Origin of the sequence: Thermococcus sp. (assembly GCF_026988555.1) — an archaeon.
In the GTDB taxonomy this organism is placed as follows: domain Archaea; phylum Methanobacteriota_B; class Thermococci; order Thermococcales; family Thermococcaceae; genus Thermococcus.
Genome location: NZ_JALSLB010000058.1, coordinates 1 through 13,722, shown reverse-complemented (window position 1 = coordinate 13,722; position 13,722 = coordinate 1). Strand labels below are relative to the sequence as shown.

At 50.0% G+C, this 13,722-nt stretch carries 15 protein-coding genes and 1 riboswitch; of the genes, 6 read left to right on the top strand and 9 right to left on the bottom strand.

The window, feature by feature from the left end:
* Positions 1 to 17: 17 nt before the first annotated feature.
* Positions 18 to 80, bottom strand: a riboswitch (Fluoride riboswitch).
* Between the two features lie 65 nt (positions 81 to 145).
* The 9 genes from MVK60_RS09275 to MVK60_RS09235 all read right to left on the bottom strand — a co-directional run bounded on the left by MVK60_RS09275 (position 146) and on the right by MVK60_RS09235 (position 8,905).
* The gene (locus MVK60_RS09275) at positions 146 to 373 is read right to left on the bottom strand and encodes a hypothetical protein (RefSeq protein ID WP_297438708.1); all 228 of its coding nucleotides are present in this window, start codon (positions 371 to 373) and stop codon (positions 146 to 148) included.
* Positions 360 to 539 carry a hypothetical protein gene (locus MVK60_RS09270; protein WP_297438706.1) on the bottom strand — a complete coding sequence of 60 codons (180 nt, stop codon included), beginning with the start codon at positions 537 to 539 and terminating at the stop codon, positions 360 to 362. The genes MVK60_RS09275 and MVK60_RS09270 overlap by 14 nt, the downstream gene beginning before the upstream one ends.
* A gap of 36 nt (positions 540 to 575) precedes the next feature.
* A complete protein-coding gene (locus MVK60_RS09265) occupies positions 576 to 3,248 on the bottom strand; it encodes a valine--tRNA ligase (protein ID WP_297438745.1) in 2,673 nt (890 codons plus the stop codon).
* A 272-nt stretch (positions 3,249 to 3,520) separates the two neighbouring features.
* On the bottom strand, positions 3,521 to 4,915 hold the full coding sequence (locus MVK60_RS09260) for a hypothetical protein (RefSeq protein WP_297438704.1): 1,395 nt from the start codon (positions 4,913 to 4,915) through the stop codon (positions 3,521 to 3,523).
* A complete protein-coding gene (locus tag MVK60_RS09255) occupies positions 4,915 to 5,469 on the bottom strand; it encodes a hypothetical protein (RefSeq protein WP_297438702.1) in 555 nt (184 codons plus the stop codon). Before MVK60_RS09255 ends, MVK60_RS09260 begins: the two co-directional genes overlap by 1 nt.
* Positions 5,470 to 5,558: 89 nt before the next feature.
* Positions 5,559 to 6,302 carry a class I SAM-dependent methyltransferase gene (locus tag MVK60_RS09250; RefSeq protein WP_297438700.1) on the bottom strand — a complete coding sequence of 248 codons (744 nt, stop codon included), beginning with the start codon at positions 6,300 to 6,302 and terminating at the stop codon, positions 5,559 to 5,561.
* Between the two features lie 31 nt (positions 6,303 to 6,333).
* Entirely contained in the window at positions 6,334 to 7,302 is a 969-nt protein-coding gene (locus MVK60_RS09245) for an aminotransferase class I/II-fold pyridoxal phosphate-dependent enzyme (RefSeq protein WP_297438698.1), read from the bottom strand.
* Entirely contained in the window at positions 7,287 to 8,171 is an 885-nt protein-coding gene (cbiB, locus tag MVK60_RS09240; RefSeq protein ID WP_297438696.1) for an adenosylcobinamide-phosphate synthase CbiB, read from the bottom strand. The genes MVK60_RS09245 and cbiB overlap by 16 nt, the downstream gene beginning before the upstream one ends.
* The gene (locus tag MVK60_RS09235) at positions 8,159 to 8,905 is read right to left on the bottom strand and encodes a uracil-DNA glycosylase family protein (protein WP_297438694.1); all 747 of its coding nucleotides are present in this window, start codon (positions 8,903 to 8,905) and stop codon (positions 8,159 to 8,161) included. Before MVK60_RS09235 ends, cbiB begins: the two co-directional genes overlap by 13 nt.
* A gap of 43 nt (positions 8,906 to 8,948) precedes the next feature.
* On the opposite strand from MVK60_RS09235, the gene MVK60_RS09230 reads away from it, so the two are divergent.
* From MVK60_RS09230 to MVK60_RS09205, 6 genes are all read left to right on the top strand, one after another.
* On the top strand, positions 8,949 to 9,200 hold the full coding sequence (locus MVK60_RS09230; RefSeq protein WP_297438744.1) for a hypothetical protein: 252 nt from the start codon (positions 8,949 to 8,951) through the stop codon (positions 9,198 to 9,200).
* Positions 9,197 to 9,838 (top strand): diphthine--ammonia ligase, encoded by a 642-nt coding sequence (locus MVK60_RS09225; protein ID WP_297438692.1) that lies wholly within the window; start codon positions 9,197 to 9,199, stop codon positions 9,836 to 9,838. The genes MVK60_RS09230 and MVK60_RS09225 overlap by 4 nt, the downstream gene beginning before the upstream one ends.
* Before the next feature lie 130 nt (positions 9,839 to 9,968).
* A complete protein-coding gene (locus MVK60_RS09220; protein ID WP_297438690.1) occupies positions 9,969 to 11,174 on the top strand; it encodes a hypothetical protein in 1,206 nt (401 codons plus the stop codon).
* The gene (locus tag MVK60_RS09215) at positions 11,165 to 13,045 is read left to right on the top strand and encodes a hypothetical protein (RefSeq protein WP_297438688.1); all 1,881 of its coding nucleotides are present in this window, start codon (positions 11,165 to 11,167) and stop codon (positions 13,043 to 13,045) included. Before MVK60_RS09220 ends, MVK60_RS09215 begins: the two co-directional genes overlap by 10 nt.
* Positions 13,032 to 13,445 carry an alpha-ribazole phosphatase CobZ gene (gene cobZ, locus MVK60_RS09210; RefSeq protein WP_297438686.1) on the top strand — a complete coding sequence of 138 codons (414 nt, stop codon included), beginning with the start codon at positions 13,032 to 13,034 and terminating at the stop codon, positions 13,443 to 13,445. The genes MVK60_RS09215 and cobZ overlap by 14 nt, the downstream gene beginning before the upstream one ends.
* A partial coding sequence (locus tag MVK60_RS09205) for an adenosylcobinamide-GDP ribazoletransferase (RefSeq protein WP_297438684.1) occupies positions 13,442 to 13,722 on the top strand: 281 nt, incomplete at its 3' end. The genes cobZ and MVK60_RS09205, both read left to right, overlap by 4 nt.

Genomic DNA, 13,722 nt, shown 5'->3' with positions numbered 1-13,722 from the left:
GGCGTCACCTCCTGGATTGGAGAACAGGCGTCATTAGCCCCGGGGGGGCGATTAGGGCGGACGCCTTCGCCCGGAATTTTGCCCGCGGGTTGGTAACGTCAATGCTTTTTAAACGTTTTGTGAACAGAGATGTTCTTCATTGAAATCATTCCGGCGGTTCCCCACCCCTGTCCGTTTTCCCGATGAGGTATCGATCCATAACGCTCTTGACCTCTTCACTGTCCCAGTTGCCACCGAGGAGCCGGTTTTCTGCGATGTAACCGGCTAGTTTTATGGCCAGAACCCGATTTTCTTCAAAAAGCTCGTACATCTTAAAGTTGAGCGATGCTTCCTGTTTGGAGAGTTCCAGGAGCCTCTTTCTAAGCTCTTCCATCGGCCTCACCCTTTAATTTGGCGTTCTCCCCTTTGAGTTCTGATATTGCCCTCCTAAGGACTTCTCTGTCCCGTTTCATCTCCGCGTACTTTCTGCCCATCAGTTCAAGCAGTGCTTCCATCTCCTCGATTCTCTTTCTGAGTTCATCCTCCCCCAACTTCACCACCCAGAAGAAAATGGAGTAGGGGTGTAAAAGGTTAACTCAGAAGAACACCACAACGGCATCCCAAACGACTGCCGTCTCGACCTCTTCGCCCTCGCTGAACACGGCCTTCCTGAGCACGATGTCATCCTTGCTCAGCTCGACCGTCTGGCCTTCAACCTCAAACTCAACCTTTCCGGTCTCCTTGAGTGCCTTGGCAACTGCTTCCGCGTTCTCCTTGAGGTAGGAGGTGATCTTTGGCACGAGCTTGCCGTATCTCGGTCCAACAGTCCTGAAGTTGGGCTTTATCTCAATGATGCGCTCCTCAAGTTCCGGCTCGCCCTGGATTATTTCCAGCCTCTCGATGTTCATGGTTCCTGCGATGTCCTTCTCAATGGCCTTCAGGGCCTCATAGCCCTCGGTGGCGTAGATGGCCACGTGCTTGAGCTTGGCGTTGAGAGCCAGGCCGTGGCTGTTCTTGTAGCGCCTCATGACACCGACTATCTCGCGGGCGAGCTCCCCGAGCCTCTCAGCCTCCTCGCTTATCCTGCCCTCGTTGTACTTCGGCCACTCAAGGAGGTGCACGCTCTTGGCACCAACGTGCCTCTTGAACATCTCCTGGTAGAGCTCCTCGGTTATGTGCGGGGCTAACGGTGCGAGGAGGAGCATCACGTTGTAGAGCAGCTCGTAGAGTGCCGCTTTCGCCTTCAGCTTGCTCTCCTCGTCGTCGCCGTAGAGGCGGTACTTGATCATCTCGATGTAGTCATCAGCGACCTCGTGCCAGACGAAGGTCATCAGCTCTCTGGTGAGCAGGTTGAAGCGGTAGCGCTCCATCTCCTCGGTGGCGAACTTTATCAGCCTGTGAAGTCTGCTGAGTATCCAGCGGTCGATCGGCTCAAGCTCCTCCGGAGCGCTGCTCGGGTCAAAATCTACCAGATGACGCTCGGCGAAGCGGTAGATGTTCCAGACCTTCTGCAAAAACCTGTAGTTGTAGTCGACGGTCTCCCACTTGAACGGGTGGTCCTCTCCGGGCGGAGCGAGGGCGGTCCAGAGGCGGAGCGCATCGGCGCCGTACTTCGGTATGACCTCGTCCGGTGCAACGACGTTGCCGTAGCTCTTGCTCATCTTCCTGCCGTCCGGGCCGGCGACCATTCCGTTGATGAGGACGTCATTCCAAGGTTTCTCGCCGGTGAGCACGTGGGTTCTGAATATTGTGTAGAAGGCCCACGTCCTTATGATGTCCGTTCCCTGCGGCCTTAGAGCCGTTGGGAAGTTGTGCTCGAACCAGCGCTTGGCCTCTTCGTCGCCCTTCATGGCCTCGTGCCACCGGGTTATGATGAGCGGGGTTATGCTTGAGTCAATCCAGCAGTCGAGGACGTCAGTTACGGGCTCAAGCTCTGCACCGCAGACCGGGCACTTCTCGACCGGAGGTTTATCAAAGCGCGGGTCAACCGGAAGGTCTTCTTCCCTCGCCGGAACCACGTGGCCGTTCTTGCAGACCCAGAACGGGAGCGTCGTTCCAAAGACCCTCTGTCTGCTGATGACCCAGTCCCAGTCCATGCTCTCGGCCCAGTCCTTAAGCCTCAAGAACATGTCCTCGGGGTACCAGTTGATCTCCTCCGCGACCTTCACTATCTCGTCCGTGAAGTCCTTCACCCTGATGAACCACTGGGTCTTGGGGAGCAGCTCGATGGGCGCCATACAGGAGCTCCTCTCGGTGTGCCTCAGCACGCGGTGGTGGACCTTCTTCCTGTCGTAGAGCAGTCCCATCTTTTCGAGGTCTTCCGCTATTCTCTCGCGCACCTCTTCCGCCTTGAGGCCGGCGTAGGGCCCGGCGTTTTCGTTCATCGTGCCGTCCTCGTTGATGGCGATGATAACCGGCAGGTTGTAGCGCTTCTGCCAGACGACGTCCTGCTCGTCACCGTAGGTACAGTTGTAGACCGCACCTGTTCCGAATTCTGGGTCAACGTCCTCATCGGCTATGACCGGCACTTCCCTCTCAAATATCGAGAGCTTTACCTTCTTACCTACCACGTCTTTGTAGCGCTCGTCGTCCGGGTGAACGAACACAGCGACACAAGCCGGCATCAGCTCGGGCCTTGTGGTGGCTATGGGGACGTGGCCGGAGCCGTCAGCTAAGGGGAGTTTGATGTAGTAGAGGTAGCCGTCCTCCTCGACGTAGCCGACTTCGGCCTTGGCAAGGCTCGTCCTGCAGCGCGGGCACCAGTAGACAGGGTGCTTGTCGCGGTAGAGCATGCCCTTCTCGTAGAACTCAAGGAGGGACTTCTGAACGGCAGCCCTGTACCAGTCGTCCATCGTGTGGTACTCCAGGCCCCAGTCGGCGGAATAACCTATCCTGATGAACTGGTTTCTCATCGCCTCGATGGCCTGCCAGGTCCACTCGACGCACTTCTGGAGGAACTTCTCAGGCTGATCCTTACTTATCCCGAACTCCTTCTCCACCTTGAGCTCGGTCGGGAGGCCGTGGTTGTCGAAGCCCTGAGGGAAGAGCACGTTGTAGCCGGTCATCCTCTTGTAGCGCGCTATGATGTCGATCCAGGTGTGGCTCAAAACATGACCGAGGTGGAGCGTTCCGCTCGTGAACGGGGGAGGTGTGTCTATAGCGTAGCTCGGCCTCTTCTCGTCGAGCTCGTACTTGTAGATTTTCTCATCAAGCCAGAACTTCTGCCATTTCGGTTCAATTTTCTCGGGCTCGTAGGTCTTGGGAAGCATGGGCATCACCCTTTCGGTTTTTTGAAGATGGGTTACCCTCAGAAGGGCGGCTTAAAAATCTTAGCAACGCCGGTGGTGCCGGAGTGGAGGATAACCGAGAAGCGCGGAACGCGTGAAATTCACGGGTCGAAATCGGCGTTACGGTGGACGATAGGCACCACCGATGCCCCTAACGATGCATCGCTTTAAAAACTTTTCGAGGTTTGTCAACGAGAACAATACCATTTTGATCTTTAAGGTGTTTGAATAGCGCTTCCCGGTATGATGGCTTTTCAGTTTCCGTGTTCCCCCATTACCCTCTTCTTGGTCAGCTTCAGCAGGTACCACGCAAAGATTATGCCGCCGAGTCCTATGGTGAGTATCGTCCAGAAAGCCAATGAGAGACCCAGAAAGCTGAACCTCATCAGGTCCTCCTCTATCCCACTGTACTGAAGCGCTATGTGGATAAGCTCAACCGCATAAACCCCAAATATACCCACCTCAAGCAGCTCAAGGGCCTCTCCAATAGCTACGTATCTCTTCGTGTTTTCTTCAACAGCGTCCATGAGCTTTACGATGGAGTTGTCCAGGAGAGTATCCGCAACGCTGACCAGTATCTCCACCTCCCTCGAGAGTGTTTCGGCAACGGGTATAGCATCCTCCACACGTCTTCTTAGGATCTCCAGTCTCCCGTCTATCCCAAGAAGATCGTACACTGAATCCCCCCGAAGCTCCAATATCACACTACTGAGTGAACTCAAAGTATCCTTTATGTACCTGAAAACTGAGGTGACTATTGAGACGTCACTCTGAAGCTCGCTTATTCGTCTGTTTATTTCCCTAAGTGAGTTTGTACCCTCCTTGGAGAACACACTGTCCTTGAGCTCCTCCGACATATCCCACGAACGCCAGAGCCTTGCAAGGGCGTTTTCTAGGCTGTTCTCTATGCTCTTCATGAACGCGTACGTGAGCAGAACCTGTTCGTATTCAAACGCATTTTCACCCACGGCTATTACACCCTGGGCCCCGAGTATCATAAGAGTCCCATCTTCAAGGGTCTTTACCGTTTTAATCGAAGATAACACCTGTTTGAGTTCAAGAACTCCCTGTAAAAACTGCATCAGTGAGTCATCATCCATGTTCGGCTCCATCCCCTCCGCAAAGACCAAAAAGAACTTGTCACGATGTAGGGGTTCGTTGAAGTAGATAAGCTCAAGAAGCCGCTTCTGATACTTCGATATTACGGTATTCAGCATTTTGGAACTGTCATGAACCAGATCAGCGATAACAGAGGACACGTTGTCAATGCTGTACCTGCCACGCGAGCCACCTGCCTCAAGAAGTTCAAGGCCATAGATTATCCTGCCAAGGTTATCAACGTGCACACCGAAATGTTCCTCCTGTATATCCGCGTTGGTCTCCGAGTATGCCACGGCACACTTGAAGTCTATACTTCTACTTTCCTCGCTCCTGATTACCTGGATCACCGTAGGGATGGAATCGGTTCTGAATATCATTTCCTGCGGCTCGGGATCTATAACCTCCGTCAGAATACTGTGAGTGCCTTCTCCACTCTCCGTTTCAAGCTTCCTCGAAAGCTCCAAGATGGTGTTCTCACCGAAGGGCAACCATTCGGTTATCAGTATTCGGGTTCTGCCAAGTAGATGAATGTAACTCTTGGCCTCCATCATACCACCTCAGGCAGATAGCTCTTCGAAGAATAGGCTATCCTTCTTATGTCAAAGAAGTCTATCTTCCGCATTCCCTCTGGGGGGCACCTGAGGTAGGCGTCCAGAACTGTCCTCCCCCTCTGTGGATGCTCAGAGATAAGAACCGTCAAGCGCTCCTTGCCACATCCAATCTCTTCTTCCACCGTGTTCATGACGTCCATAGATACGAACCTGCTTATCTTGGAGATACCGTTGTGGAGCCGGTAGGCACCTACATCATCGTAATACTTGTTTGAAAGCTTGAGCTTCTGTACCATGCCGATTCTCCTGAACCTCTCCAGGTCCCATAGCACTTCCTGGCTTATCTTTGCATACATCTTGATACCATGGAAAGTTACAAGGCTTGGAGCGTAGTCATACTCCTCAAAAACACCTGCTTTTATCAGATGGTAGATAAGCGCGTTTAGATGGAGCTCCTTCACCCATAAGAATCCATCTGTCTGAGTTCCAGTGTAGGCATGAAGCAGATAGATCAACGCCTGTTGATCGTGGGTTAGTGAAAGGTACCCCATGCCTCAACCCAAGACTTTACTACCGACCAAAACTATATAACTTTTCCGCAGAAAATTAGCATTGTACGTCCTCTGAAGGCATTTATATATCACTTCATCGCCACCAGCCAGTACCTTCTGTCGTTGGGCCTCAGCTCGTGTCCATCTCCGTAGATTTTGACCTTCCTGAAGTGCTTCCCAGCTAGGAGTCTCATCTCCCTCGGCGTGTAGATGTTGAGCTCGTCGTCCACCATGAAGGCCCTAACGCTCCCATCGGGCTTAACTATCTGCACCAGTCTCTTGAAGTGGAGCTTCTGGAAAGCGAGCTCGACCTCACGCCAGTCGGTTATGACGAGCCTCTCCTCCCCCTTCCTCTCGTCCCATACTATCGGAGAGCTTCCGCCGTAGTGCCAGCACGGGAAGTCGGCGATGAAAAGCCCGCCCGGTTTCAGAGCCCGTTTTACAGAATTAAATAATTGCTGAATTGCAGAATCATCGAAATACATAATAGATGAAAAGAACATCGTGACGGCGTCAAAGTCCTCCTCGAAATCAACCTCCGGCGCGTTCCCCTGAATGAACTCGACGCTAAGCCCTTCCCCTTTGGCCTTTCTTCTCGCGACGGCAAGCATCTCCCCGTGGAGGTCGAGACCGACCACGCTATAACCGCGCCTCGCCAGTTCGAGAGTCGGGATCCCGGTTCCGCAGGCGAGGTCGAGGATTCGAGTCACTTCTCGTTCGGCTTCATTCTTGAAGAGCTCCTCCACAAAGTCAATCTCCCGGGAAATCCGCTCGACCCTTCGCCGGTAGATTGCATCGTAGTACTCGGCAAGGGCCGTGTAGAGATCGTGCATAGTACCACCAAAAATGAATGTAGGTTCAGGTTTAAAATTTTACCTCCAGCCCTCGGAAGGCATCAATCAGCTTATCGTTCTCTTCTGGTTTCCTGACTGAAAAACGGACGTATTCTGGCAGGCCAAAGCTCTCGCAGTCCCTCACGAGGATTCCCTGCATCTTGAGGGCCTCAACGAATTCTCCAGCGTTTCCAACGCACTTGATGAAGAAGTTGGCGTCGCTCTTAACGCCCAGAGCTTTTTCAATCCTCTCCTTCTCGCGCCAGATTAGGGGCATGGTCCTCCTTAAGTGTTCAAAGCCGTCTCTGAGGAGAAGCTCAAGGAGGGCAACCCCAGTCAAGCCCATGCTCCACGGCATTCTGACGCTCCGGAAGGCCTCTTTAAAACCGAGGACGTAGCCGACCCTTATTCCGGGCAGACCGTAGCTCTTGGTGAAGGTTCTGAGCTTTACAACGTTCTCCCCTTCGGGGCTCTCGGCGTTTTTGACGAAGTCTATGAAGGCCTCGTCGAGAATGAGGAGGGCTTTTTTCTCTTCGATAGCATCGAGGAGCGGTTTGAGCTCCTTAATTCTGTAAAACCTTCCGTCGGGGTTGTTGGGGTTGCAGAAAAATGCAACGGAGTTTCTCTCGACGAGTTCCGCCAGCCTTTCTGACTCATTGGGAGCTTTGACGACCTCTGCCCCAAAAATCCGCGCAACCCTCTCGTACTCGCCGTAGGTGTGGCGGGGGATTATCACCCTCCTTCCGCGGAGCGCGAGGATGCCGATTAGATAGAGCGCCTCGGTGATGCCGGCCGTTAGGGTTAGAGGTGCCCCTATCAGCTCGGCAAGCCCTTCTTCAAGCTTCTCGTAGTAAGGATACCTGTCGCTTATCTCTTTGGAGCGCTCAAACATCTCGTCGAGCCACTCCGGAGGATAGGGATTCAGCGAGGCCGAGAAGTCCAGCAAACCTTCTTCCCTGCTTCCGCCGTGGTAGGTCGAGAACTTCACGGGCTCAAGCATGGGAACACCTCCGTTGCAAAGAGTAGGGAAATGATAATCACCCATTCAGCAACGATGAACCAATAAACCCTCAGGGCTCGCCCGATATCATCGTTCTCTGGAGTCCTGCCTGGAAAGCGGTAAATGCCGGGTTTTTCCAGCCAGACACCAAGGACTGCACTCATGGCAGCTATCGGCTTATCGGAGTTGAGCTTGAACCTGGCGAGGCGGTAATACCTCAAAACTTTCCGTCCGCCGAACGGGAGGTAGAGAAGAACTGTCAATCGGGCCGGAATGAAGTTGAGGATGTCATCCAACCTGGCGGAAAACTTGCCAAAATATTCATGGCGCTCGTTCCTGTAGCCGAGCATAGCATCTAAAGTGTTCACCGCACGGTAGATTAAGGCCCCTGGGAGGCCAAAGAGGAGGAAGTAGAACAGCGGGGCGATTACTGAGTCGTTGAGGTTTTCAGCCAGGCTCTCTATCGAAGCGGAGTTGAGGTGGGCCTCATCGAGAGCTCTGGTGTCTCTGCTCACTATCATCGAGACGGCCTTCCTCTTTTCCTCGACCTTCCTAGTTACGGTCCTTGCCACGTGCTCGTATAAACTTCTAATCGCGAAGGAGCTCTTGAGGAGGTAAACGGCCAAAGCATAGTTGAGCGGGAAAGGAAGATAAGACGGGAGGAGCGAGAGAGCTAAGGCAAAGATGACAACGATGAGAGCAACCAATGTCCCTGCGAGAAAATCCCGGAGAGGGCTTTTTCTTTTCCACCTTTTGTCAAGAAAGCCCGCCATCTTTCCGAACCACACCACAGGGTGAAGCTTCGCCGGCGGTTCTCCAAGGAGCAAGTCCCAGAGCAGTGCAAGGAAGAAAACCGTCAGAACCCCCATTCTCCGAAAACCTCCCCTATGGCAGAATACTCCTCCAGCATCCCCTCGTTCGGCTCTCTGATTCCGCGCCGCACGTACCAGGCTGGATGTTTGAGGTACGTGAACTCAAAGCCGAGCCGTTTCAGGGCCTTTTCGGCCGTCCTGCCAATGGCGAAGATGGTCCTCGGCTTCAGGGCTTCAAGTTCCCTCGCGAGTAGCTCAAGCTCGCCCTCGCCGAAGCCCCTCAGCCTGTTATCTGGCGGGTTGCACTTCACGACGTTGGTGATGTAAAGAAAGTCCGGGTTGATGCTCAGAGTGAAGAGCGTCTTCCTAAGCAACATGCCCGAGGCGTCGCGGTAGAAGCATATCCCGGTCTTTCCGCAGCCCTTCCTTCCCGGCGCTTCGCCGACAAGGACAACCCCTGAACCAACCCAGCCGTTGGCGAAGGGAAGGCCATCGAACTCGCCCACCCTGAGCTGATAGCGGTAGTACTCCTCGCGGCAGAACCGTAGGGGGTCTTTGAGGAGCTCGCGGTAGAGGCCTTCCAGCTCCCGGGCTTTTCTCTCATCTTCCCCGTTCACGACGAGGAATCTCTCCATCGGGTTGTATATCGTTCTTGCATAGACCCCATATGTCTTCTCGTCCAAGCTCAGGAAATCCCTCCAGTCGCGGAGGATTAACGGAATTACTTTAAGATTTGACGGGTTTATGTGGACCCCACCGACTTTCTTGAGTTGCCCGAACCTCAGGAGCATAATGGATAAAAAGTCCAGGGGGTTTATAGGTTTGGTGGTTTCCATGGTAGAGACGAGGAAGTGTCCCTTCTGCGGGGGCAGAATGGTTCCGAGTAAAGTTGAAACGTACGGACACTCGACGTACTTCTGGGTCCCGCCCTGGAAAAGCAAAACCACGGGGATTTTTACCAAAGCCGTGTACGGGAGAGTATGGCTTTGTCTCGACTGTGGTGCCTTAATACCCTATGTGAACAGAACCAAGCTCTCGATTCTTCGGGAGGAGTTTGAAGTACTCAGAACGGAGGGGAAGGTGTGAGGGGTGTTGCCTTCTTCTCGGGCGGCAAGGATGGACTCTATGCTCTCCATCTGACGGAGAAAAACAGGATCGAAGTTCCCTACCTGCTCGCATTGAAAACGACCATCGGTCTCTCGCCCCACTGGGAGAACTTTAAAGCATTAAAAACGCTGGCCGAGGCTATGGGAAAGGAGCTCCTCACCTTCGACATGGCCAAAGGGAGTGAGGCTCTGGCGGAGTTCATCTCAGCTCTCGGCGTTGATTACCTCATAGCGGGCGACGTCCCGCTGGAGGACCACCTGAGGTGGATTGAACACTTTGCGGAAGAAGCGGGGGTGAAGCCCTTCGAACCCCCCTGGGGAAGGAGCACGAGAGAACTCGCCGAGGAAATCCTGAAAACTGGCTTTGAATACTCGATAATAGCCGTCAACAAGGAGAAGCTGGGAAGGGAATGGCTTGGCTACACCTTCCGCTCGGTTGATGATTTGGAAGAATTCCTAAGCGAAAACCCGGGCGTTGACCCGGTCGGCGAGTTCGCCGAGTTCCACACGGTGGTCTTAAAATGCCCGCTGTTTGAGGGAAGTTTTGAGCTGAAGCCGCAGAAGGTGGATGAGAGCGAGACCTACTGGTGGCTGAAGTTCAGGCTGGTGAGAGAATGAGAAATGATTGAGAGCCAAAAGCAAGAAATAGAGAGCAATGCCAGCTGGAACAAAAGAAGTCTTTATGATGTGCAAAACTCGGAGAAATGTTTAAATTCTCTTCTGGTGTGTTTCTACCAGGTGATGTAATATGGGAAGCTACTATGATACGATTCCAAACTTCCGCTATTGGGATGTTGAGGCTTGGAAGAATTACATTAAAGAATACATTGTGCCAATTTATAAATCTACCACAGCACTTTTAGAACTTAGGAATGAGCTCCTTCCATACGTCGGGAAGTCTTTAAAAGCCGTGAAGGATAATGATGAGAGGCTCCTGCCCTTCTTCGTTGGTGGCATTGATGAGAACGGAAACTACAAGGAGAGAAGCCTTGCAAAGCTAATTAAATTGATGTTTGGCATTTATGTCGAGCCGAGGGAGTTTAGTATTGCAGTGGGAGAAGTAGGTGAGAAAGGACTCAAGGCTGTTAGAATAAAATCCAAAGATGAAAAAGAGATAAGCTTTTTGAGAATGATAAAGGGACTCAATGAAGCTAGCAGTACAATTCTTCGAAAAGCCAAAATCGAAACTCAACATAACATAGGAGTCAATGAAATTCTCCAAGATCCAAATAAACTTTTGGACATATTAAAAGACCTTTATAAGGCATGTGTTTCTTTCAGTGCAAACCACAACTACTATACATTCTTTGTTATAAGCACTGCGGGCCTTCACTGGAAATATATTATCGCAGCATATCCAAAGCTAAAAGAGAATTTTGAAGAGTTAAAAGACTTTTTAGGACTTGAGCCGATTTTTGTTCCAGACGTTGAAAGTGAAGAGATCAAAAAGAATTATACTATTTGGGGACACAAAGTTGATGGAATTGCAAATAATTTATATCAGATGCAAATTAGACTATGGTTGTTCTTTGACGTCTCACAAGATAGAATTTGGATGCTTAACCACGCTGACATATATCCATCCCAAATTAAAGAGGTGCTTGCTTATGCTGTTCCAGAAGTTGAGAACTTAAGGCAAGATTACATAAGTTTCGTTGAGAAATTGCTTCCCCAGTATACCATCTCAAAAATATCTGGTTTGAAGAGACTCGACGAATATGGAGTTGAGTATTATCTGAGAATTAATGGCGTTTTCATTTTAGAGTACTGGAATAAATACTCACCAAGCTACTACAAGCATATTCACGAACAAGCAAAATGCTCATTTCCAGAATTTCTTGACACAGTTGGTCCGAGACTGTTCTTAGGATTGTCAAGGATAATCTCGGCAAAAGAACCAGATGTGCTGATTTACGATGATAATTTCGTAAAAGAGGTAGAACGGTGGTTATAATGCCAGAACAAGAATCGAAGAGAGCATTCAGGGAGGATTACTATGAAGAACGAAGAGAAAGGGAGAGAAGAAAAGCTAAGAAACAGAAACAAACAGAATCTTCCAAAGTCCCACCTCTCCAAACGCCACCTGTACAACCGGAACTCCAGAAGAGCACAGAAGATAGAACTCAAATTCAGGAGATTTCAAAAGAAATTGAGAAAAACATCATGGTTCCTGTCCTCAACTTGAGGGAGCCAGCTATATCTTTCAAAACAGCATCATTAGCTTTAGATTATCCAAGAGAGAAGAAAGAACACCAGCTTATAGTTCCAGAGTTTAGGGTTTTTCCTCCAGCTTTCGAGTTTTTAGGTTTTAAGCTCGATACAAGCTTTCCAATCAGGAAAAAAACTCGTACTCTTGTAATCCCAAACGTTAAGCTCTTAAAGTCAATTATTGAATTCTCAGAAGGCAGACTTGACATTGATTACTCAATAAGTAAGCAGGGAAGGAAAGTTTTTATTCCCAAGTTTGTTTTTCAAAAGCCCTCAATGTCCTTTGAGATGGCTTCATTGAATGTGGAAGTTTTAACTCCCCGATTAATTCACCACTCAGCCCAGCCTACTGTTCAGGCTCGAAGGGAAAGTGTTGCAGAGATTAATAAAGAATTGATGGAATCAATCCAGCCTCAAGAGGAGATTACTAAGGCATCCTATGCAGTCGAAGCACAGACAGGGAGTGGAGAAGAGGAAGTTAGCTGGGAAGAACTTCAAGACCCGCTAGAGTTCTTATTCGGTAATGGTGCCCGGAAAGTTAGAGACGTTGAGCCGCTTGTAGTATTGTTCAAGGATTATGAAGATGATAGTTACATCCAGACGTTTGAAACCCTCATTCTTAGGATCTACAGAGAAAAGCATGGTGGATATCCAGAAGTCAAAAAGCTTACACTCAGAGAAGATTGGAACAAAAGGGAAATTGAACAATGGCTTGATGAAGGAAAGCTTTTTCTGATTGAACTGGATGCTAAAGACGTAAAGATTAAGATTGATAAAGAGTCTTTGGTTGATAGACTCTGGGCAATTTTCTCAAAGAAGAAAGGGATTGTGATCTTTTATACCAAAAATGACAAAATCTTTGAAGAATATGCAACACTCTTGAATGAAATAAACTGGAGCCGGCTCCACCTAGGAGCTAAAATTGTTAAGTTAATACCTAGGAGACTTTCGTTTGAAGAAAAACTCAAACTTGCAGGTTTACTTTTTGGATTCGTGGATCTCAAAGGAGAAACTCCCCCAAATGTTTCAATGGATGCAGTTCTTAACGCGAGTAAAGACAAATATGAAGAGAAGCTTAAGGAGATTGGGGATGAATACTACAACATCTTGGGTATCGTCAAACCAGGAGAGAATGAAAGCATAGAACATCTAAGAGGAAAAGCATTCATTGTTCGCTGGCTGATAAAACAACTCGAAAAGAAGGGAATGATGCCAAAAGGCAAAAGAAAAAATTGGAAACTCATAAAAGATCTTATAAAGACTGAAGAACCAAAAAATGGTGCTATTGTTGATGTCTGCTTTAACAATGAGAATTATGAGTTCGAGACGTTATTTGAAGAAGGTTTTGGAAAGATCCACAAGACTCTTAGAAAATACGAGCAATCTCAAGGAAATGTTAAGGTTGTTGTTGAGCCAATTACAGCATTCCTCCATGCCAAGGAGTTTGCCAAACTCATAAAAATAGTGAAACAAGTGTATCCAACCCTAGATATCAGATTTTACACTCTTGACATCAAAGATGAAAAGCTCATACCACTTGGAGATTACCTAAAAGAACTTAAATCCTCGGCCTTGGGTACAAGCTTTAGGAGGGGTTTTTATAATGGAACTCATTGAACTCCTCGAATCCAGTGGAATAACCCTTGAAAAGATGCTCGATACCGCGATGGAGCTCTACATCGGCGAAAATGCCGGAGACGTTAGAGAACTGCTGGAGGAGACGATGCTCCGCTATCTTGACGACATTAACGTTCAGTCCCTTCTCATGGCGGCGCTCCTGCTCGAGGAAAACTTCCGGGTTGATGGCGATCCGGTGAACTTAGTCGCCGATGAACTTATTGGGATAAGCATAGCGGAATACATCGGCGGTAAAATGGCCCTTTTCAACTTCTTTTACTACGACACCAAGAAGCCAGGGGTTTTGAGTAGGCTACCGCCATTCCTCGACGACGCAATAGGTGGCTTCATAGCGGGCTGCATGACGAGGCTCTTCGAATCGGAGGCGGACTGGCCATGAGGAACCTCCTGCCGTTCTTGACACGGGTGCCAGTCATGAGCGACTTCGAAAAAGCCCGCGAGGAGCTCTGGGCCTTTCCACTCGTTGCATTGGTTAGTTCAGCGCTCCCAATGCTCGTCCTCTACTTAAGGCTTCCCCTCTCGAACGTCCTAGCGGTTATCGCGCTTTACTTCACAATTGGCCTCCTTCACCTCGACGGCCTGGCGGACTTCGCCGACGGAGTGATGGTCAAAGGCGATCGCGAGAGGAAAATAAAGGCAATGAAGGATCTGAACAC

Excerpts from the sequence above, each read along its gene's own strand:
- cobZ (WP_297438686.1), top strand. The coding sequence starts at position 13,032 with ATGGAACTCATTGAACTCCTCGAATCCAGTGGAATAACCCTTGAAAAG.
- MVK60_RS09250 (WP_297438700.1), bottom strand. The coding sequence starts at position 6,302 with ATGCACGATCTCTACACGGCCCTTGCCGAGTACTACGATGCAATCTAC.
- MVK60_RS09230 (WP_297438744.1), top strand. The coding sequence starts at position 8,949 with ATGGTAGAGACGAGGAAGTGTCCCTTCTGCGGGGGCAGAATGGTTCCG.
- MVK60_RS09265 (WP_297438745.1), bottom strand. The coding sequence starts at position 3,248 with ATGCTTCCCAAGACCTACGAGCCCGAGAAAATTGAACCGAAATGGCAG.
- MVK60_RS09275 (WP_297438708.1), bottom strand. The coding sequence starts at position 373 with ATGGAAGAGCTTAGAAAGAGGCTCCTGGAACTCTCCAAACAGGAAGCA.
- MVK60_RS09260 (WP_297438704.1), bottom strand. The coding sequence starts at position 4,915 with ATGGAGGCCAAGAGTTACATTCATCTACTTGGCAGAACCCGAATACTG.
- MVK60_RS09220 (WP_297438690.1), top strand. The coding sequence starts at position 9,969 with ATGGGAAGCTACTATGATACGATTCCAAACTTCCGCTATTGGGATGTT.
- MVK60_RS09255 (WP_297438702.1), bottom strand. The coding sequence starts at position 5,469 with ATGGGGTACCTTTCACTAACCCACGATCAACAGGCGTTGATCTATCTG.
- cbiB (WP_297438696.1), bottom strand. The coding sequence starts at position 8,171 with ATGGGGGTTCTGACGGTTTTCTTCCTTGCACTGCTCTGGGACTTGCTC.
- MVK60_RS09245 (WP_297438698.1), bottom strand. The coding sequence starts at position 7,302 with ATGCTTGAGCCCGTGAAGTTCTCGACCTACCACGGCGGAAGCAGGGAA.
- MVK60_RS09235 (WP_297438694.1), bottom strand. The coding sequence starts at position 8,905 with ATGCTCCTGAGGTTCGGGCAACTCAAGAAAGTCGGTGGGGTCCACATA.